This is a genomic window from Chitinibacter sp. SCUT-21, assembly GCA_041874755.1.
Taxonomy (GTDB): Bacteria; Pseudomonadota; Gammaproteobacteria; order Burkholderiales; family Chitinibacteraceae; genus Chitinibacter.
Window position 1 is genome coordinate 450306 of the sequence record CP102611.1, and the last position, 20522, is coordinate 470827.

Genomic DNA, 20522 nt, shown 5'->3' on the forward strand with positions numbered 1-20522 from the left:
TGCAAAATGCTAGGTAAAGTGATTGAACCGAATTTACGTGAACTTGAGCTGAAATTTAGTCACCCCGCACGTCGCCGCAAGGCAGTTGCACTATTGCGCACTTCACTCAGTTGCAAACAAAGTTGCGCACGTGTGATTCGCCGCGGCTGGGATATTAGTGCAGCCTTGTGCGCGCTTTTGTTGGCTTGGCCCTTGTGGCTCCTCATCGCATTGGCGATCAAGCTCACTGATGGCGGCCCCATTTTGTACTGGCAATATCGGGTTGGTTATCGCGGCCAATTATTTGCTTTTCCCAAATTTCGCAGCATGCGAACCGATGCCGAACAATGCTGCGCCGCGCTGAATAATCAGCATGCTGATGCGCGCACCTTCAAACAAAAGAACGACCCTCGCATTACCCGCATCGGCCGATGGCTACGCCGTTTCAGCCTCGATGAAGTACCTCAGTTATGGTGCGTGTTCACAGGTGACATGACTCTGGTCGGCCCACGCCCGCCTCTGCCTCGCGAAGTCAAACTATACGGTTTACACGCTCGCCAACGACTAGAAATCACCCCGGGATTAACGTGCATTTGGCAAATCAGCGGGCGCTCGAATATTGCTTTTGAAGGGCAATTGGCGATGGATTTGCAATACATCCAACAACGCAGCATTGCACTTGATATACAAATTTTATTGCGCACTTTACCTGCCGTATTGCGCGGCACAGGTGCTTATTAAAGGAGAAAATCATGTCCAAACTAGCGACTAGCAGTTATCGGCTCTGTGCTCCGACCATCGCCAAACTCAGCGCACAACTTTTGTCTTTATTACTTTGGCCTTTGGCCAGAAATGCTCGATTTGCGCAATGGCAGCAAACAATGCAAGCCATTGGCACTGGCCAGCGAAACTGGATTGGCTCAACAACAGGCGCAGACGCAGGCTTGATTTCCAGCTATCGGCTTCACGTCCGCATGGCCATGGCACTGGACGACGAGGCCGAGTGGGATACTCACGATCAGCAATCGCGCAGTTGGCGCTTTGATTTGGCGCTGATACTACGCTATGGCTGGAGCCTGCTTCTAGGTAAGAAAGCCAGCCTGACGGAAAATCGCTGGCCCCTACTTGGCTTATGGCTGGATAATTTACGCCACGCCCAAATTCTCGATCAGCTGCAACAATGGCAAAGCCAGCCCCATCCGCGCCGTATCGCATTCGTCAACCCGCATTGCGCCAACTTGGCGAGCAAAGATCAACTGTATCGTGGCGTGCTTAATTCAGCCGACTTGCTATTACCCGATGGTAGTGGCGTGTTATTGGCAAGCCGTATCTTAAAAACACCACTCCAAGAAAATACCAACGGCACCGACTTATTTCCGATTTTATGTAAACAGTGGCAGCAGCAAGGCGCTAAATTATTTTTGCTCGGCGGGCGCAACGGCGTTGCAGAAGAAGTGGCAAGGCACTTACTACAAAGATACCCTGGCCTGCATATCGCTGGTACTCAACATGGCTATTACGCATCAAGCGATACCCCAGAGGTTCTTAACAAAATCCGCCATAGCCAAGCCGATGTGCTTGTCGTGGCGATGGGCGTACCACTACAAGATACGTGGATTGCTCGGCATCAAGCGGCAACCGGCGTCAAATTAGCGATCGGTGTTGGTGGCTTGTTTGACTTTCTGTCTGGGCGCATACCCCGCGCACCAGTCTGGCTGCGCGAATTGGGTTTAGAGTGGTGTTGGCGGCTAATTCAAGAGCCCAAACGAATGTGGCAACGTTATTTGCTTGGCAATTTTACGTTTTTAGCCCGCGTTATGCGGCAAAAACTACAACACGCCCCACAAGGCATGAACACGCCCAGAATATCAACAAGATCTGAGCCGCTAAGTACCTCAGCAGCTCAAGAACAGGCCTTGCTATTAACTGATTACGCATTATGGCAAGCCGACGATGCTGCCGGCACTTTGCTAACTCCCTTACTAGGTCATAGCCTGCTTGAACTGACGGTTATTCGTTTGGTTGAACAAGGCGTTAAACTCATCCACCTTTTTGCAGATGAAGCCTATTCGGCCATCAATCAGCAACTGGGCAACGGCGAGCGTTGGGGGATCGAGATTCGCTATTATCTGACAGGTCAGCGTTTGCAAACCCGCCGCCGAATGGCTGCCTTATCGCTGCCCGAACATATCTGGCTTGTTGCGCCTGGCTGCTTACCGCAAGATCCACTCGTATGCGCTGAACAATGCCAGTGGGAAGTCAGTGATGGCGTTTGGTCCGGCTGGGCTTATATCAAATCGAAACGCTTGAAACTGGCATTGGATCAATCGGCGCTGCCATTACCAATGAATACGCAGCTTTTTAACGGCTTGAGCTTGTGCAACCCACAGCAATTGAATGCGGCATTACCGGAATTACTGAAAAAAGCCCCTCCCTATATTCCAGACTTCCAAGAGGTGCAACATCAGGTTTGGTTAGCACCAGGCGTGATTTGCGAGAAAAACGTCACCTTAGTTGGCCCCTTAGTCATCGGGCGGCATTGTTTGCTGCGCGCGGGCTGCAAAGTGGGGCCCAATGTGGTGATTGGCGAATCGTGTGTGCTCGATAAAGGCGTGGATATTCACAACAGCATACTGAAGCCATTTAGCTATATTGCTCCGCAAATGAGCATCGCTCACAGCTTAGTGGGCAACCGGCAATTGCAATTGGTTCGCGACGATACTGTTTTGCGTTTTAAAGCAGAGGAGTGTTTGATCGATGACATGGGTAAACCATTAAGTCAGCCAAGCTGGTTTGAGCGGGTGCAAGCGGGTTTAGCCATTGCCTGGCTCACCGTACAACAAGATCGACAACAACCCGAGCGCTGGCAAAACGTAATCAATCGGCTGCACCAAGTGATGGCTGGAGAGTGCCATTTAATTGGCCTACCCACCTTACCCAACCACAACCCGCTCGAAAGAAAAAACCTGAGGCTGGGTGCGTTACGACTATCTGAATTACAAGCCGAAACCCTGCCAGCCCAAGGCATTAGCCGTGCCGAGCAAGACTGCCTAACCGATTTGTATGGTGCGGCCGTGCCACAAAATTTGAGCTGGAAAAAATTGCATTACCTCACCCAATCCTTGCAGCGCGCCGATGCACATTTTGCAATTCGGACATCATTGAGCAACTGATATTGGCTGTAATAGCAGTACCCGATGAGGAGGATGCGATGAAAACCTTGCTCTATATTTTGCACAGTGGTCAACGCTACGGCACTGAAAAAATGGCATTGGCGACCTTAGCCTATTTAAAGCCGGTGGCCAAGGTAGTGTTATTCGCCCCTCCAGGCCCGGTTCACCAGCTGGCTGCCGAGCAAGGAATTAGCTGCCACACTTTTAACAGCAAGATTGAGTTGGCACACCAAATTTGGCCATACCTTAATCAGCACCCAGTGTGTATTTGCACCACCGGTGTTAGTCAGGCGCTCATTGTTAGTGTGCTCAACCTATTTAAAGCTCATTGGCCTAAGCAATTTCATATTGTGCATGGCGGCACCGATGAGCGACTGAGTTACGGGCGGAAACATTGGTTGCAATATTTAGGCATCGAATTAGTCGCCGTCTCTGATTTTGTCAAAACTCGCTTGCTGGCCAATGGTTGTTCAAGCAAGCGCATCACGGTAATCGAGAATTTTCTTACCGGCCAACAGCAAAATCCTCGCCCTGCATTTACCCAAGGTGGCATTCGCCGCATCTGCATGTTGACGCGGATCGACCCAATCAAGCAAGTTGATGTCGCCATCACCGCATGGCAAAACAACCCACAACTACCAGAATTACACATTTGTGGCAGTGGCTGGCTGAGCGATCAATTGCAAAAGCAAAGCCGGCACTTGCGGCAAATCAAATGGCACGGCTTTGTGGAGTATACCTCGCCAATCCTTACTCAAAGCGATCTATACCTACATACCTGCGATAGCGAGCCCTTCGGACTAGCCATTTTAGAAGCCATGGACGCCGGGGTGCCGGTATTAGTCCCCAACCGAGGCGGCGCAGCCGCCCTCGTTCAAGATGGACTGACTGGTTTTTATTTTCGCGCCGGCGACAGCAAAGATTTGGCGCGCAAAATCTGGTGCATTCAGCAAATGAATGCCGAGCAACTCAATACCATTGTCGCCAATGCCAAACAACAACTTAAGCAACGCTTTTCTGCCCCCGAACGAATTGCCGATTACGCACGGCTTTGCGACATTTCAGGAGGTGAATAATGCATCAATCGCCTTTAATCAGCGTGGTTGTCATCGGCCACAACGAAGGTCAACGGCTCACGCGCTGCCTCGCTTCGGTACGAGAGTGTCACTACCCAGCCATTGAGCTGATTTATGTTGACTCGCATTCGAGCGACGATAGCGCAACCCGCGCCAGCTACCTAGCCGACCAAGTTTACTTTGCACAACAAAAAGGCGCGGCAGCGGCGCGCAATGTGGGCTTATCGCATGCGAAGGGGGAATGGATTATGTTCCTCGATGGCGACACGCGTCTTGCTCCCCAATTTTTAAATCAGGCCATGGCTGAGCTACAGCAAAACTCACAATTAGCCTGCGTATGGGGACACCGTTTCGAGCGCTACCCACGGCAATCGATTTACGTGCAAGTACTCGATTTAGATTGGCGCTATCAGCCAGGTGAAACCGCATTTTGCGGCGGCGATGCCTTATTTCGTCGCAGTGCCCTGACATCGGTCAATGGCTTTAACGCCCGTCTCATTGCCGGGGAAGAGCCCGAGTTATGCTGCCGTTTACGCCAACAAGGCTGGCGCATTTTGCACATTGACGCAGCAATGACTCAACATGATTTAGCGATTACGCGCTTTACCCAATACTGGCAACGCACCTGCCGCGCAGGCTACGCCTATGCTGCGGTTAGCGCACTGAAGCATCAATTTTGGGCGAATGAAGTGGCTCATAACGTCAAACAAAGTAGCGTGTTGTCGCTGCTTGGCGTACTGATGTTTCTGGGGGCTTTGCTCCAACCTCTTCTGAGTGCACTAGCTCTGTCGACACTGATGCTGTTGATGTTGCGCAGCAGTTGGCGCGCGCGCTGGCGCAGTGCACACTGGCCCACCTTATTACTGTATGGCGCCCACAGTTGGTTTGCCGTCATCCCGATCCGCTGTGGTATCTGGCAATTTCGGCGCGATCAACAGGCGCAGCGAAGCGCGAGCTTTCGCAACTATAAGGAGGCCGAAAAATGAAACGGCTACTTTATTGGCTGTGCGCACCTTGGCTGGGAAGCCTATTAGATGGCTGCACCCGCATAGGACGAGCTTGGGCCTGGTTGTGTTTAGCATGCCGTGTGCCACTGCCAACAAATAACATCATATTGGGTCGCGTGGAGTTGCATGGCACGCGAGAAATTCACTTTGGGCAAGATGCGTATATCTATCCAGATCTTTATTTAGAAACGCAAAAAACCGGCAGTATTACCTTGGGGGATCGCGTGGTTTTATCACGCGGCGTACACTTGGTTTCACACTGCCGCATCCAAATCGGCGCTGGCAGCATGCTGGGCGAATACAGCAGTGTGCGCGACGCGAACCATCAACGACAACCTCACCTGGCCTTGCGCGATGCCGGCTTTACCAGCGCGCCGATTGTGATCGGTAAAGAAGTCTGGATCGGCCGCGGCGCAATTATTTTACCCGGCGTACATATTGGCGATGGCGCCACCATTGCCGCCAACGCCGTGGTCAATCGTGATGTTGCCGCAGGGACCATCGTCGGTGGCATCCCAGCCAAAACCCTAAAAATCTCGGAACGCGCCGATCATGTCACCATCTAAATCTAGCCCTGTGCTACTCGTTGCCTATCAATGCGGCCCCGATATGGGCTCGGTATCGCAAATTGGCTGGGAATGGTTTCACCGTTTAGCCCAGCGCCGCCCCGTCACCTTGATCACACACAGTCGAAATCGCGCCGCCATCGAAAAAGGATGGCAAGGTGATTCACAAAGCCAAATTGAATACATCGATACCGAATGGCTGGCTGGCCCCTTATATCGCAGTGCATCGCGCTTATTTCCGGGCAAAGAACACGCGATTTTTTTGCTCAGCTCGCTCGATTACTATCTGTTTGATGCGCTTGCGCTGCGGCGCGCCAAACAATTGCAACACCAAGGGCTGCAATGGTCGGTGGTGCATGTGCCAACACCGGTGAGCTCAGCCGCCGGAACACGTTTACATAAACTCGGGCTCCCCTTAGTGCGTGGGCCACTCAACTGCGGTCTAGGCAACCCACAGGGCTTTGACGATGTGTTGCAACAAGAGTCGCAATGGCTCAATCATGGACGGCGCCTAGGGCAATGGCTTTCCGCTTGGTTTGAAAAATCTAGCCACCACCAAATCACGCTCACTGCCACAGCGGCGACTCGCCGCGTATTACCACCGCGCCAACGCAGCCATGCGCTACTGGAAAACGGCATTGATCACGGCAACTTCAGTGCAACACCCGTGCCAGCACGCAGCGCAGATCAGCCGCTAAAAGTGTTGTTTGTTGGGCGCATGCTCGCCGTAAAAGGCGTTAACTTCTTGCTACATGCCTGTGCACAACTGATTACGCAGCACCAGCCACTGCAGATCACGCTGGTCGGTGACGGTGGTAAACGCAGCGAATGGATGGCGTTAGCAGAAAAGCTCGGCATCGCCGCGCATTGCAATTTCACCGGCAATTTACCCTTAGCGCAAATCCCCGCGCTAATGCAGCAATGCCATGTGTTTTGCCTACCATCGGTGCGTGAATCTGGCGGTGCGGTTATTTTGGAAGCGATGGCGTGCGGCCGGCCGGTCATTGCTTTTAATTTTGGCGGCCCGGCCGAATTAGTCACACCAGAGACAGGCGTATTACTCGACGCTAAGAATGGCGCAGAGTTAATTCAGCAATTGGCGCTTACTTTGCAAGATTGCATCGATCGCCCCCAACACTGGTCAGCCATGGGCGAGCAAGCTGCGCATATGCTGCATCAACCACACGCGCTGGGCTTTGATTGGGAGCACAAAATCGATTTAGCCGAGCAAATTTACGAGCAAATGCAGCAAGAACAAGTTTTACCTTCTTGCCACAATACGCTTAGCTTGACCACCTAAAATACTAGCAATACACCAAGGGGGAATCATGCTCAAAGCCATTACTATCATGCTGTTGATAAGCATACCCCTTGATCAAACGCAGGCAGCCGATTTAATACTTAGCATTGATCGCACCATTGATCGCCAAGACACTCCACGCTACGGCTTAAATCTGGGTGGACCATCGTACTGGGGCGCAGAGCAATTGCGTGCCAATATTGTGCGCAACCCCAGCTATATGCCGATGCTCGATCGCTCTATTGTTTTTGTCGATACCGTGGCCGGGCGCAAAATTAGCGATAAAGACGCATGGGCATCACGTGCGGATGGATTTTGGACTGGCGCCAGCTACAGCGTATTAAGCGGCGCGATGGCAGGCACGCAAGGGCGTGTTTATGATTATCGACGGCAAGCTCCAGCCAGCGGGCAATTTTGGCTAGATAAAGAGTTGACTGCCTTACAGGTCGGCGATGCCATCAGTGTCATCAAAACCAGCAACAGCCAAAACATAGCCCAATGGTGGACAACGGGACGCACCAGTTTACTGCTACAAAATGGCAACGGCATTGCTCGCCTACAGCCCAACAGTAATCAAGCGGCGCAATTAGCGAGTTATTTCGACACCTTGGGCGGTGAGTCAGGCCGACTGCTACCAATCCATGGTGAGTGGCAACTACGGTTTAAAGTACGCAGCGCGCGAGCCGGCGCCAAATTGAATATCCGTTTTGCTCGAGATAAACAAGCCGCCTTTGTGCAAGAAAGTGTTGTGCCCAGTGAGCAGTGGCAAAGTATTGAATTTAATTGGCAGGGAAAAGAAGGCCCCTCCTCTGAATCTGCCCCACTCTCACTGAGCTTTACCGCCGAAGGAGACGGTGAGATTTGGCTAGATGAGGTGTATCTCGGCGAAAAAGACCCACTACCCGGCGGTTTTCGCCGAGTAGTGGTCGACACGCTCAAAACCCTCAAACCTGGCATTTTGCGCGATTGGCAAGGTCAGCTCGGCGACTCAAGCGCCAATCGCTTTGCTAACGCTTGGCAACGCCAACCGATTCGGTATCGCCCCGGCGACAATGAAAGTTTTTTTGCCTACAGCATTCAAGATTTATTCGATTTATGCGCGCAAATCAAAGCAACACCTTGGGTGATCGGGCCGACGACGCTATCGAGCAGTGAATGGTTTCAATTTGGCCAACAGCTCAGCGCATTGGCGACCCAAAAGCACATTAATGAAGTGCTGGTGGAGTTTGGCAATGAAAACTGGAATGCGCTATTTCGCCCTGCTGGCTTCACCAACGTCAAACAGCACCAGCTGGTCGCTGATGCGGCTTTTGCGGCATTAAAGCGTGGGTTTTATCAAAACAAGCCAAACAGCAAATTAATCACCCTCGTCAATGCACCCTTTTTATGGCCAGACAGCCCTGGCGCGATAGTGAACAGCCAACAGGCTGATCGTGTGGCCGTCGCGCCGTATTTTTTGTATCAAATCAATAACAATGAAAGCGAAAAAACATTGCGTCAGCGCGCACTGGCAAGTCAACTGTCGCTACTCACAAAACAGCAACTTCACGCCCAAAGCCAAGCCAAACGTTTGGCTACGTATGAAATCAATTTTCATAGCACATTAGGGACGGCCCAGGCTGATCTGCGGAAAACCGTCTTAAACAATGGCATTGCCGGCGTCGCGCTAGCGCGGCAATTGATTGACTCATCACTGGCAGGGCTGCGTGAACAGGCGGTGTATAGCTTGGCGGGCTACAGCTTTAAACTTGAGAAAGGCTTGGGGGACATCCCCTTGTTTGGAATCACCCGCGATTTAAGCCAAGCCAATCGTTTGCGCCCAACTGGCTGGGGGCTGGCACTGCTTAACGAGGTGGCGGGTGGTCCAATCAGCGCGCTACGGTGTAATGGCGAACGAGAGCAATGCCAGCAAATCTCTGCCGTGATGTATGGTCAAGGGCAAAATGCGCGTTTTGCATTAGTCAACGCCAGCGAACAAGCGCATCGCCTTCAATTGCCGTGCCAAGGTCCGTTGAAATGGGCAATTTTAAACGGCAGTCACACTGGCAATCATGAGCTAAGCGCCGCTTCATTCATTTCGCGTGGCAAGGCCAATTGCCAGCAAGGGATGGTGCGCATTAGTTTAAGTGGTCAAAGTCTACTGACCGCGACTCAGGAGCGTTAAAGATGCAATTTATCGTGTTTTTAGCGCCGCTGATCACGCTCTATCTTATTTTTCAACGTGGTGCGCCTGATAGCTTGATCCGGGGTTATGTGCCGCTATTGCTGCTTCTGCCCGATTGCTACCACGCAATGACGCCCGGCTTACCCGACCCAAGCTTTAATCAAGCCGCGATCTTGCCGATTTTTCTCGCCGCCATCATCAGCCAGCGGCAAGATTGGCAACCTTCAGTGACAGATGGCTTGGTTTTGTTGTTCGCATCGTGCGTTGCCTACTCGGAATACAGCAATGCAGGATATGCCGAAGCGCAAAATCTAATGTTTGCCATGCTCGCCTCAGTGCTCGCGCCGTATTTATGCGCGCGCTGGTGTCTACGCACCATGCATGAAGATATTGCCTGCGCCCGCGTATTTGTGATTTGTTGTGTGCTGATTTCGGCCATTTCGATCTATCAATTTCGCTTTGGTATCAATTTATGGCATTTAATTTTTGGTCCGTTCTTCCCTGGCCAAGGTAATGGCTGGGTCACCACATTTCGGCATGGTTTTGCCCGCATCGCAGGCCCTTTTTCGCATGCTATTTTGGCCGGAATTATGCTGGCAATGGCTTGGCGACTTGCGCGCTGGCTGCAATGGGCTGGTTGCTGGGAGCAAAAAATCCGTCACTTTCGTGTACCAGGCAGTAAAACCCAATGGATCAATGGCTTATTGCTACTAGGGATAATCATGACCATCGCACGCGGCCCTTGGATTGGCGGGCTAGTGGGCGGAATTTTAATGTGGGTGTCGCACGCCAAAGATAGACAAAGCCGCTTGAAATGGGTGTTAGCTATTTTCTTAATTGGCGGCATTATCGGCCAAGCCCTTCTCGATTCGTATTTAGATATCAAACCAGGCACGGTGATGACGCAATCGCAAGAATCAGCGTTTTATCGCAAGGAATTGATGGACAAATACGAGGCGATTGCACTTGAGCATGCGAGCTTTGGCTGGGGGCGCAATACCTGGCCCAAAATTGGCGGCATGGAGTCGATCGACAATTATTATTTACTACTGGCTCTAATGCACGGCGTGATTGCGCTCGTTTTATTACTTAGCATCATGGCGTGGATGAGCTTTCGGTTAATCCGGCGCGGTTTGCTCGAGCCCGCAAGCCCCGCCTCATTGCCTTTTACCTTTGCCGGCATGATTGTCATGATGTTTATCTCGCTGGGAACGGTGTATTTAGGTGAGCAACCGATGCCGGCATTCTTTTTCATCCTCGGCTGGGCTGAAGCCTATTTACAGCGCAAACAGTTGCAAGTCGCGCCACAAAAATCGATAAGTACATCGGCCCCCACCACTTCGTTTCGCCATATTATGAGCTAAGGCCTTAGCGCCAAAGATTGCGTGACGATTTTGCAATCTCGACACAACTCCCCTCCTTTAGCGCGCTTAAATAAGCTCATCGACCACCGAGGAGCTGATGATGACCACAGCGCACAGGATTGCCTATTTAGTTAGTAGCTACCCTGCAGCATCGCATGTGTTTATCTTGCGCGAAGTATTGGGGCTCAGGGAGCGTGGTTTTGACATTCAAACCCTGAGCATCAACGCCGATCAGCGTGATAGCGCCAACTTGAACGAACAAGAGCGCGCAGAGCAACTGAACACCATTGTGATCAAAAATTGGCCCCGATTGCATTTGTGCTCTGCGCTGGTGCTGATGTTATTAAGTAGCCGCATGGATAGCCTTAAAGCCCTTTACCAAAGCTGGTGCTGGGCCAAACAGGGTTGGCGGGGCCATCTGTGGGCACTGGCCTACTGGGTTGAGGCGATGCTGGTTGCATACACCCTAAAAACCAAACAAATTAATCATTTGCATGTGCATTTTGGTAATGAAGCCGCCTTGGTCGGAGCCCTAAGCAAGCGCATTTGTCATTGCCAACTTAGTTACACCATCCACGGCCCTGATGAATTTTTCGACGTGAGCGGCCAACAATTGCGCGCCAAGATTAACGCGGCAGACTTAATCATTTGCATTAGCCAGTTTGCCCGCGCTCAACTGATGCGCATTAGCGAAATAACACAATGGCGCAAAATGCAGCTCGTTCGACTCGGCGTAGCGCCTGACTACGCAGCAACATGCAATAAGGAACAAAACCGTGCCGCCCAAGCCAACATCTTGTGCGTTGGACGACTCTGCATCAACAAAGGTCAACGGGTATTGCTACAAGCCTTAGCATTATTAGCGCGTAAAAATATATACCCCCATGCCACTCTCGTAGGCACCGGAGATGATCTAACTACGTTGCAAGAGCTCACACTCACGCTAGGCCTTAGTCAGCAAGTGCAGTTTTTAGGCGCGCTCAATGCTCAGGCCGTACGCGATCTCTATCAGGATGCCACCCTTTTTGTGCTACCCAGCTTTGCCGAAGGCATTCCCGTCGTGTTAATGGAAGCCATGGCCAGCGGCGTGCCCTGCATTAGCACGCAGATCAATGGGATACCCGAGTTGATTTCCGACGAAAAGACAGGGCTATTGGTCAGCGCAGGCGACGCCGACGCACTTAGCCTTGCCATCGCGCGTTTACTTGAGCAGCCAGCGCTCGCGCAGCAACTAGCCAACGCGGCCAAACATCAACTTCGCCAGCACTATCACTTAGCACACAACCTTGATCAACTCGCGATGCATTTTCGCGGCCTACAGCAGGAGCTGGATCATGCTAAATACCATCATGCGACATATACGGCATCAGGTATCGCGCCAAGCCTTAAATCACAATAGGCTTGTGGGGCTATACCGTAAGATTTGTCAGCCTTTCGGTGAAGAATGGGCTCAATATCTAAAACGCTGGGGAGGTCTGTACCACATGGGGGACGCTTGCTCGATCAACATGAATGTCACCATTACCGACCCCAGCTATGTACGCTTAGGCAACAACGTGCGGCTCAGTGGCTGCACGCTGTTTGGGCATGATGGCTCAGTCAATATGGTTAATATGGCCTTTGGTCTAAATCTTGATCATGTAGGCAAAATCGACATTAAAGACAATGTGTTTATCGGCCATCAAGCAATTATCCTGCCCGGCGTAACGATAGGCCCCAACGCGATTGTCGCCGCGAATTCGGTGGTCACTCATGATGTCGCGCCCAACTCCGTTGTGGGGGGGACTCCCGCTAAGGTACTTTGCTCACTGGAAGACTGGATTGCACGCATCCAAGCGGCCAACCGTGATTTGCCTTGGGCGGCCGAATTTGCCAAACGCCACAGTGTGCTAGAGCCTGAAAGTGCCGAACTCAAAAAGGCTCGCCTGCAGGCCTTCTATCCAGAAGGAGTTCATCATGCTCATTGATGCCATCCATACCACACTCAGTATTGCTGGCAGCGCTGCGGCAGTATTTACCCTACCAGGTACATGGGCGCTCGCCCGCTGGACTTGGGCTGCAAGACGGCAGTCCGCGGCGACAGGCGACAAACAATCCGACACGCCGATTTTAATTTTGGTGCCCGCCCACAATGAGGCCAGCACACTACCCAAAACCTTGCCGAGACTGGTTGCTCAAGCTGAACGTGATGGGCGTTGCGCAGTACTAGTTATCGCAGATAACTGCAGCGACAATACCGCTGAAGTTGCACGCTCACTAGGGGCCATGACCTTGTGCCGCAATAACACCCAATTGCGCGGCAAGGGTCATGCCCTAGCCTATGCTTTTAATGCCTTCGCGAACTACCCCTGGTATTTGATCGTTGATGCGGACAGCACTTTAGACGAACACTATCTCGCCCAATTACGCCGAAAAATTGCCACTCAGCCCGATGCTATCCAAAGCCGCTATGAACCGAGCTGCGCCATACAAGACCCCTTAGCTGACTTAAAGCGTTGGGCGCTGCGCGCTTTTAACGTGGTTCGACAACGTGGCCGCGCCAATCTAGGGCAAAGCGTTAGTTTATTGGGTAACGGTTTCGCCATTTCAGCGCATACCCTGGCGCAAGTGCCATTTCAAGCTGGATCGATCGTCGAGGACTTCGAGTACCAACTCAAGCTACAAGCGCACGGGCTTAAAATTAGTTGGTTAGAAGATTCGTGCGTGCATGGTGAGATGCCGCAAGGCAAAGGCGAGCAAACCCAACGTGTTCGCTGGGAAGGTGGCAGACTGGCGATGCTGCGCCAATATTTCATGCCCTCCTGCAAAGCCTTGGTGCGTGGTCAGCGACAATATGGCTTAGCCCTCGAAGAGCTGATGTTACTCCCGTTAAATTTGCATCTAGCTTTGCTGTTGCTCGCAACCCTAAGCACTAACCCAATCAGTATTCTTGGCCTAGCAGGCATTGTTGTGATGCTTGGTCATATAGGCTTGGCGCTATCCGAATTAAAACCGCAACAGCGAATGGGCGCGCTGGCAGGTTTTCCGCGCTATTTTTTATGGAAACTAGCCCAATTACCGGCCATTTTACGCAGCAGTGCTAAAGATACCCCTTGGTTACGCTCTGAGCGTCAAGCAGATGGAGGAATTCGCAATGAAAGCCACTGACAACATCGATTTGAGCGTTGTTGTAGTTAGCTACAACAATGCACCCGAAATCGCCGAATGCATTTCAAGCATACAAGCAGCTTGTGGTGCGATTCGTCATGAAATTATCGTGGTGGATAATGCCAGCCAAGACGGGTGTGCCGCGCTGGTACGGAAAAACTTTACCGCAGTCACCGTCATCGCCAGCCCAATTAATTTAGGGTTTGCCGCTGGCAATAATCTGGCATTTAAGCAAGCACGGGGCAGTTATATCGCCTTGGTCAATCCTGATGCACGCCCAGCGGAAAACTCATTAGCTCAGGCTGTAACTTGGATGAGCACCCACCCTAAAGTGGGTTTGGCGGGAGGGCGGCTATTGGCTGAAGACGGGCACGATCAACCCTCAGCGCGCTGCTTTCCGTCCTTATTAAATGATTTTCTGGCCATCAGTGGCCTTGCCGCACGTTACGCACAGCACCGCTTCTTCGGCCGTTTTGATCGAACCTGGGCCGACCCCAGCATGGCGGCAAAAGTGGATTGGGTGCCTGGCGCTTTTGCCATCATTAGTTATGCCGCACTGCGCAAGGTAGGCGTTTTTGATGAGCGTTTTTTCCTATATTACGAAGAAGTGGATCTGTGCCGCCGCCTAAAACAGCATGGCTATGAAGTTTGGTATCAACCACAGTGGCGTGCGATTCACATTGGCGGCGTTTCATCGCGCCGCGTAGCGGGTGAGCATTTCAATCGTCACGGCAGCCAACTGTCTTTATGGCGAATGCGCAGCACCCTACTGTATTTCCGTAAGCATCACGGTTGGCTGATTGCCAAGCTAGACAGCTTGCTGGAACAAAACTGGCATCGCATACGGCAATGGCGCAATCAAAATTCAGCACGCACACAAGCGGGCGAAAAAGCCACCGAATCGAGTGCCTTACGGCTGTTGTTGCAAAAAGCTTGGAACGAAACGCTTGGCGGTCAGCAATCACCACCTACGCCGTGGTAAAGGAGCGCATCATGTTCGAATTGATCCGTGAGGACTGGCAAACCTACCAGCGCGACCCATGGCGCCAAGGTTTATGGGTCATGCTGGTGTATCGCTTTGGCCGCTGGCGCTATGGTATTCGCAACCCCATCTTGCGCAAACTGTGTTCACTGCTATACAAATGGCTCAAGATTGTAAGCCAAATCCTTACCGGCATCGATTTGCCGTGCGAAACCCAAGTTGGACGTCGCCTGCGCATTGATCATTTTGGCGGCGTCATTATTAGTGGCGATGCGATTATTGGTGACGATGTGATCTTGCGCCACGGCGTCACACTGGGGTTAAAACATGAAGGAGAACGCGGCGCGCCGCGCTTGGGGCATAAAGTTGAAGTGGGCGCTGGCGCCAAGATCTTGGGCGATATTGCCATTGGTGATGGCGCTAAAATTGGCGCCAATGCGGTGGTTTTGCACGATGTACCGGCCGGTGCGATTGCGGTTGGCATCCCCGCTAAAATCATTTCTCAGCGGGGGCTAAGTGATGTTTAATTTGGCCCGTATTCTGCACTTTGCTACTCACAATACAGCAGAGGCCCAATCGAAAGACTTGCCCTGCCCAGATGTCGTGCGAGACCCGCGCGCCATCTTAGATCGCTTAACTGCACAAGCCCAGCTGGCACAACAAGGCGGGCTAATGGCCATGCTTGAAGGCGATACACAGGCCATTCGAGTCAATAAAATGATCATCCACCCCCAAGGGCAAATGATTAGCATTGAATTGATGCCCCAAGAGGATGAAATAGTCGGGCAACAATTGACGCTGATTGGCCTATGGCATGAAAACAAATTAGCTTTTTCAGTTGAAATATTACAAAAGCTAAGCCTAAACAACTATTTAATCAGCTGGCCCAAAGAGCTACTCGAAACTACGGGGCGCGACTATTTTCGTGTTCACGCCCAACACAAAGAATTCGTCAGCATAAAAGTGGACGATCACACCATTTGCGCACAGTTATATGACTTAAGCGAAGGCGGGATTGGCGTTAAAATCGAGAATCAAAAATCGCTGTGCTTGTGCAAACAGCCTCTGCAATGGCTTGAAATTCACTTAGCCAATTACAGTTTGACCCTACATTGCCGGCTATGTAACCAGTTGGTCGATCAGACGCTTGGCACGAGTCGATTGGGCTTTGCTTTTATTTCACTCAATGAGCCGCAAGCGCTGATTATTCGTAAAATCATGCTCCAATTACAAGCGCGCCAGCCTACCTAAGCCCTACTCAATTTTAAGTTTTACACTCCCGTCACAATCCACACCTCTTGCTCGACTTTAATAGCAACAAGACCTCATCGGTCGTATTGCTAAGGAGAGCATCATGAATCTGATCAATAGCCACCAGCAAGATGACTTAACCGTCATTTCTTTCAATATCAACAACCTCGATGCCGGCAATGCCGATGCGTTTCGCAAGCAAGTTCGCCCGGTGCTTGAGGAATCGAAAAAAGTCGCCATCGACATGTCGGCTTTGCAGTTTGTCGATAGCTCAGGCCTTGGTGCCCTCCTGTCGTGCCTGCGTTTTTGCAATGAAAACGGCGGCAGTTTGGTGCTATTTGGTTTGCAACGCACCGTCACCGCGCTGTTTGAGTTAATGCGCATGCATCGCGTGTTTAATCTGTTTACCTCGATTGACGAAATCGTTGGAGCATTATCATGAAAGCGCTGATTCTTGCGGCGGGCAAAGGCACTCGCCTCATGCCACTAAGCCGCGATTGCCCCAAACCGATGCTACCCATTTTGGATAAGCCTGTCCTTGAATGCTTGATCGAGCATTTAGCCAGCCAAGGCGTAACGCAAATTGTGATTAACACCAGCTATTTGGCGCCAGAAATCGAAAATTATTTCGCTAGTGGTCGTCGCTGGGGCGTTGAATTGGCGTTTAGTTATGAAGGCTTTGAGGAAGACGGCGTATTGCATGAAGAACCTCTGGGCTCGGCTGGCACAATCCGCCGCATTCAACAACACTCGGGCTTTTTTGACGATACCTTTATCGTTATGTGTGGCGATGCACTGCTCGATCTAGATTTGCGCGCACTCGTAGCCGCGCATCACCAAACCGGCGCTTTAGCCACCTTGGCGTTAACCCGCGTTAGCGAGGACAAAGTCTCACAATACGGCGTGGCGGTGCTCGATGATTTGGGTCGGATTATGTCATTCCAAGAAAAACCCAAACCACATGAAGCGCTGAGCAACTTAGTCAATACCGGGGTGTATGTCTTTGAACCCGAAATCATCAAATACATTCCAGAACATACCCCGTATGACTTGGGTAGCGAAGTATTCCCAGCGCTGGCGCGCGATGGCCGTGCGATTTATGGTGTTGAGATGAATTTTAATTGGATCGACATTGGCCGCGTTGCCGATTACTACAGCGTGCAAATGCAAGCGATTGCCGGTGAGTTGCCTAATATTCCCCGCCTCGGTAAAGAAATCCTGCCCAATGTATTTGTGGGCGCCAATACCCGCTTTGACCCGCGACGTTGCCATATCGAAGGCCCGATTGTGATTGCCGACAGCGTCACAATAGAAGACGGCGCAACATTGATCGGCCCACTATTTATTGGTCGCGGCTCAGTGATCGAACGCGGCGCGCATCTGGAACGCAGCTTGGTATTTGAATACACCCGCGTCGGTGCGCAAGCCACTTTAAGCCATGTGCTGGCTAGTGGGCGTTGGTGCGCACAACCTGATGGGCTAACGATAGATCCGCAAAAAACGGGGATCGCGTGGATTCTGGCCGATAGCCGCACGCCACGAAAATGGCTGAATCAACAAGAGCAATTATTTCTGGAGCAAATCGACGACTTTCCTCCGGTGTGCGAGTTGATAGAAAACATGCGCCGCGAACCTGCGTTTTCACGCCCTTGGTAACACAGCCATGTCTACCCCCCTTCCTACAGCTGGCATCGGCATCAAACCGCTGGTTAGCCTGCGCCAACACCCAAAACTAGCGGTCATTAGCTGCGTTTTGGTGTTGATCGCCAGCCTGCCCATGGTCTGGATCAAAGGGGTTGCAAAATTCAGTACTGAAGCTGTGGTGCAAGTCGCGCCGCGTTATATGAAAACGCTGAAGGACGACAACGAACTCGATTTTCAATCGAACTCGCAATATCGCCAGTTTGTGCAGCAACAAATGAGTACCATTGTGCGCTACGACATTTTGTCGCAAGCGATCAAGCAAGCCAAAGTGCCGTTTCGCCAACCCAAAGAATCTGAGCAATACGCGGTAGATCGGCTCCGTAATATGCTACAAGTTGCTGCTGTACCCGACACCTATATGGTTAGAATCGGCATGTTTGGCGCGGATAAAAGCCAAATGGCGCCACTGATTAATAGCGTGGTTGCGGTTTACTTAGAGCGCGCCCGCGCCGAACAGGTTTTTGGGCGCGACGATAGGATTAGCAAACTACAAAATCGCCAAACTGATTTACTTAAACAAATCGATGAAAAATCAGAACGCCGCAATCAAATCGCCGGAGAGTTGGGCGTAGCCACTTTTTCAGCCGAAGCGGGTAACCCCTACGACAAAGCAATTGATCGGCTGCGCGAAGCACTGGCCGAGGCCAAGATCAAACGTTTTGACGCTGATGCCAGAGAAAAAGCCTTTTTACAGCACGGCGACACCGATCCAAATGTACGCTCGATTATGGAAAGCGTGGCGGTCGATCCTGGTTTGAATAGCCTAAAAGCCAGCCTAAATAATCGTCGCGCGACCTTGGTGTCGGGCATGGCTGGCTTAACGCCCAAACACCCTGGCTACGAGCAAAATCAGATTGAGCTCAATGACATCGATCGAGAGCTCAACAAACAAACCGATAAATTAACCAGCTCGGTGCGCCGCAATTTGGAAAGCCGCTTTGCCACGGCCAGCGCTCAAGCCAAACAGTTAGAAGCTCAACTCCAAGCCGAACTGGCCGAACAAGAAAAATCACGCGGCCACTATGCCACGCTATTTAAAGAAGCCAATGACATCAGCGGGCAAATCGAGCAAACGCGCAAAGAAGTCGAATCGATTCAAGACCGCTTGAATTTCTTTGCTGGTGAAACCAGCTCGCTGGGCTTTGTGCGCTTGGTTAGCGCAGCGCTGCCACCTGAAATCCCACAAGGGCCGGGGCGTAAAAAATTATTGCTAATGGCCATTGCGGCCGCCTTGGCGGCGGGTCTGTTGGTGCCGATTTTACGCGATCTACTTGATCGCACTATCCACGCACCAAATGATGTGATTGGCAGCTTTGGCTTTGCCCCAGTGGGCTGGCTCATTCGCAGCCAAGACCCAGATAGCGCCAGTTTTCTGGAAGATCAGCTGCGCCGCTTAGCCAGTGCGCTAATTCGCGATCAAGATCGCACCCAAATCCGCATCTTCGGGGTTACCGCCTTACAACCCGGAGGCGGCGGCAGCATGTTGACGCAAAAACTGATGCAAACATTTCAGCAAATGGGTATTTCAGCGATTGCCATCGACGCCAACGCCTTTAACCGCGACCCCTACTTTGATCAATCACGCCTACACACCATCGGTGCGGCTTTACCCGACGATCTGGCCAGCTTGAGCAGCCTGCGTTTCACCGCTGAAGGTCGCCATTTACAAGCGATTGACCAGCTTGGCCAAACGCTGCAAGACATCGCACGGTCTTTCCGTTTTGTACTGCTTGATGTGCCGCCCTTGCTCGTGAGCGGCGACGCTGAACTCACGCTACGCGCCACTCCTGCCATCTTGGCCGTTGTCGAAGCCGAAGCACAAAGCCGCGGAGAAGTTGCACGGGCTGCGCGGCTGTTGCAAGGGATTGATCCTGCATCGATCGGCGTGGTCGTTAATCAAGTTCGGCCATTGGATGGCGGCGGCTATGTGCGCGATTTGATGACTGAATTTATTGAAGGCCGCAAAGTAAACAAACCAAATTTAGCCGCGCAAATCTGGTTAACCGCAAAAATCATTGCCAACGCAAGCAAAAATCTGACGCAAGATCTAGTACGCGTACTGCCGTTGAGGAGGGTACAAAAATGAAACTCACTGATCTAGTGGAGCGCATTTACGTGATTAATTTACCCGAACGGAGCGATCGCAAAGCGCAAATGAGCGATGAGCTCAGCAAGCAGGGTATTACTTGGCAAGCAAATAGAGTTCTATGCTGGCCAGCAATACGCCCACAGGGTACATCAGACTTTCCCACACTGGGCGCCTATGGCTGCTTTCTCAGCCATTTGGCTGCGCTGCAAGACGCGCAATCGGCCACGACAGGCTGGACGCTGATTTTAGAGGACGATGCCGTGCTATTGCCCGAACTCAAGCAAGCCTTGCCGGTTTTGGCGGACTTAATGGCGTCGAATCAAGCCGATTTAATCTACCTCGGCACTTGCCAAGCCGCAGGGCAATCAAATGGCGCGTTATTTAATCCGACCCAAGAGCCTATTGTCGGTGCACACGCTTACATCGTGTCGCGCTCTTTTTTGGATCAACTCATCCCCTATTTGCAAGCCTGCTTAGTGCGCCCAGCAGGCCACCCCTTGGGCGGTCGGCTGCACTATGACGGCGCGCTTAGCTTATATCGCAGCTTCAACCCGGATTGTCGCACTTGGCTGGCGAGCACAAATTTAGTCGAGCAGCGTTTTTCGCGCAGCGATATTCAAGCGCGCTGGTGGTACGACCAATGGCCCATCGTTCGCCAATGTGTCGCCTTCGCACGGCAAATGAAACAAAAATATCGGCATCACCCTATCCATCTGTAAA

Annotated in this window: 17 protein-coding genes and 1 pseudogene; all 18 read left to right on the forward strand. The window is 51.8% G+C overall.

What is annotated here, in order from left to right:
* The first annotated feature begins 6 nt into the window (after window positions 1–6).
* The 18 genes and pseudogenes from NT239_02050 to NT239_02135 all read left to right on the forward strand — a co-directional run bounded on the left by NT239_02050 (window position 7) and on the right by NT239_02135 (window position 20521).
* Entirely contained in the window at window positions 7–720 is a 714-nt protein-coding gene (locus tag NT239_02050) for a sugar transferase (GenBank protein XGA71645.1), read from the forward strand.
* Window positions 721–731: 11 nt separating this feature from the next.
* The gene (locus NT239_02055) at window positions 732–3152 is read left to right on the forward strand and encodes a WecB/TagA/CpsF family glycosyltransferase (GenBank protein ID XGA71646.1); all 2421 of its coding nucleotides are present in this window, start codon (window positions 732–734) and stop codon (window positions 3150–3152) included.
* A gap of 38 nt (window positions 3153–3190) precedes the next feature.
* Window positions 3191–4228 carry a glycosyltransferase family 4 protein gene (locus NT239_02060; GenBank protein XGA71647.1) on the forward strand — a complete coding sequence of 346 codons (1038 nt, stop codon included), beginning with the start codon at window positions 3191–3193 and terminating at the stop codon, window positions 4226–4228.
* Window positions 4228–5214: a glycosyltransferase family 2 protein gene (locus NT239_02065; protein ID XGA71648.1), complete on the forward strand. Its 987-nt coding sequence runs from the start codon at window positions 4228–4230 to the stop codon at window positions 5212–5214. Before NT239_02060 ends, NT239_02065 begins: the two co-directional genes overlap by 1 nt.
* Window positions 5215–5615: 401 nt before the next feature.
* Window positions 5616–5801, forward strand: a pseudogene (locus NT239_02070) (hypothetical protein).
* Window positions 5788–7101 carry a glycosyltransferase gene (locus NT239_02075; GenBank protein XGA71649.1) on the forward strand — a complete coding sequence of 438 codons (1314 nt, stop codon included), beginning with the start codon at window positions 5788–5790 and terminating at the stop codon, window positions 7099–7101. The pseudogene NT239_02070 and the gene NT239_02075 overlap by 14 nt, the downstream one beginning before the upstream one ends.
* A 28-nt stretch (window positions 7102–7129) precedes the next feature.
* Entirely contained in the window at window positions 7130–9265 is a 2136-nt protein-coding gene (locus NT239_02080; GenBank protein ID XGA71650.1) for a hypothetical protein, read from the forward strand.
* 2 nt (window positions 9266–9267) lie between these two features.
* Window positions 9268–10629 carry an O-antigen ligase family protein gene (locus NT239_02085; GenBank protein ID XGA71651.1) on the forward strand — a complete coding sequence of 454 codons (1362 nt, stop codon included), beginning with the start codon at window positions 9268–9270 and terminating at the stop codon, window positions 10627–10629.
* A gap of 97 nt (window positions 10630–10726) precedes the next feature.
* The gene (locus NT239_02090; GenBank protein ID XGA71652.1) at window positions 10727–12028 is read left to right on the forward strand and encodes a glycosyltransferase family 4 protein; all 1302 of its coding nucleotides are present in this window, start codon (window positions 10727–10729) and stop codon (window positions 12026–12028) included.
* Window positions 11964–12596 (forward strand): acyltransferase, encoded by a 633-nt coding sequence (locus tag NT239_02095; protein ID XGA71653.1) that lies wholly within the window; start codon window positions 11964–11966, stop codon window positions 12594–12596. Before NT239_02090 ends, NT239_02095 begins: the two co-directional genes overlap by 65 nt.
* Window positions 12586–13776: a glycosyltransferase family 2 protein gene (locus NT239_02100; protein XGA71654.1), complete on the forward strand. Its 1191-nt coding sequence runs from the start codon at window positions 12586–12588 to the stop codon at window positions 13774–13776. Before NT239_02095 ends, NT239_02100 begins: the two co-directional genes overlap by 11 nt.
* Window positions 13763–14758: a glycosyltransferase family 2 protein gene (locus tag NT239_02105; GenBank protein XGA71655.1), complete on the forward strand. Its 996-nt coding sequence runs from the start codon at window positions 13763–13765 to the stop codon at window positions 14756–14758. Before NT239_02100 ends, NT239_02105 begins: the two co-directional genes overlap by 14 nt.
* A gap of 11 nt (window positions 14759–14769) precedes the next feature.
* The gene (locus NT239_02110; GenBank protein ID XGA71656.1) at window positions 14770–15285 is read left to right on the forward strand and encodes a serine O-acetyltransferase; all 516 of its coding nucleotides are present in this window, start codon (window positions 14770–14772) and stop codon (window positions 15283–15285) included.
* Window positions 15278–16009 (forward strand): PilZ domain-containing protein, encoded by a 732-nt coding sequence (locus NT239_02115; protein ID XGA71657.1) that lies wholly within the window; start codon window positions 15278–15280, stop codon window positions 16007–16009. Before NT239_02110 ends, NT239_02115 begins: the two co-directional genes overlap by 8 nt.
* A gap of 103 nt (window positions 16010–16112) precedes the next feature.
* On the forward strand, window positions 16113–16451 hold the full coding sequence (locus NT239_02120) for an STAS domain-containing protein (GenBank protein ID XGA71658.1): 339 nt from the start codon (window positions 16113–16115) through the stop codon (window positions 16449–16451).
* Window positions 16448–17665, forward strand: a complete 1218-nt coding sequence (locus tag NT239_02125; GenBank protein XGA71659.1) for an NDP-sugar synthase — start codon at window positions 16448–16450, stop codon at window positions 17663–17665. Before NT239_02120 ends, NT239_02125 begins: the two co-directional genes overlap by 4 nt.
* Window positions 17666–17672: 7 nt before the next feature.
* Entirely contained in the window at window positions 17673–19799 is a 2127-nt protein-coding gene (locus tag NT239_02130) for a hypothetical protein (GenBank protein XGA71660.1), read from the forward strand.
* The gene (locus tag NT239_02135) at window positions 19796–20521 is read left to right on the forward strand and encodes a glycosyltransferase family 25 protein (GenBank protein XGA71661.1); all 726 of its coding nucleotides are present in this window, start codon (window positions 19796–19798) and stop codon (window positions 20519–20521) included. The genes NT239_02130 and NT239_02135 overlap by 4 nt, the downstream gene beginning before the upstream one ends.
* Window position 20522 lies beyond the last annotated feature (1 nt).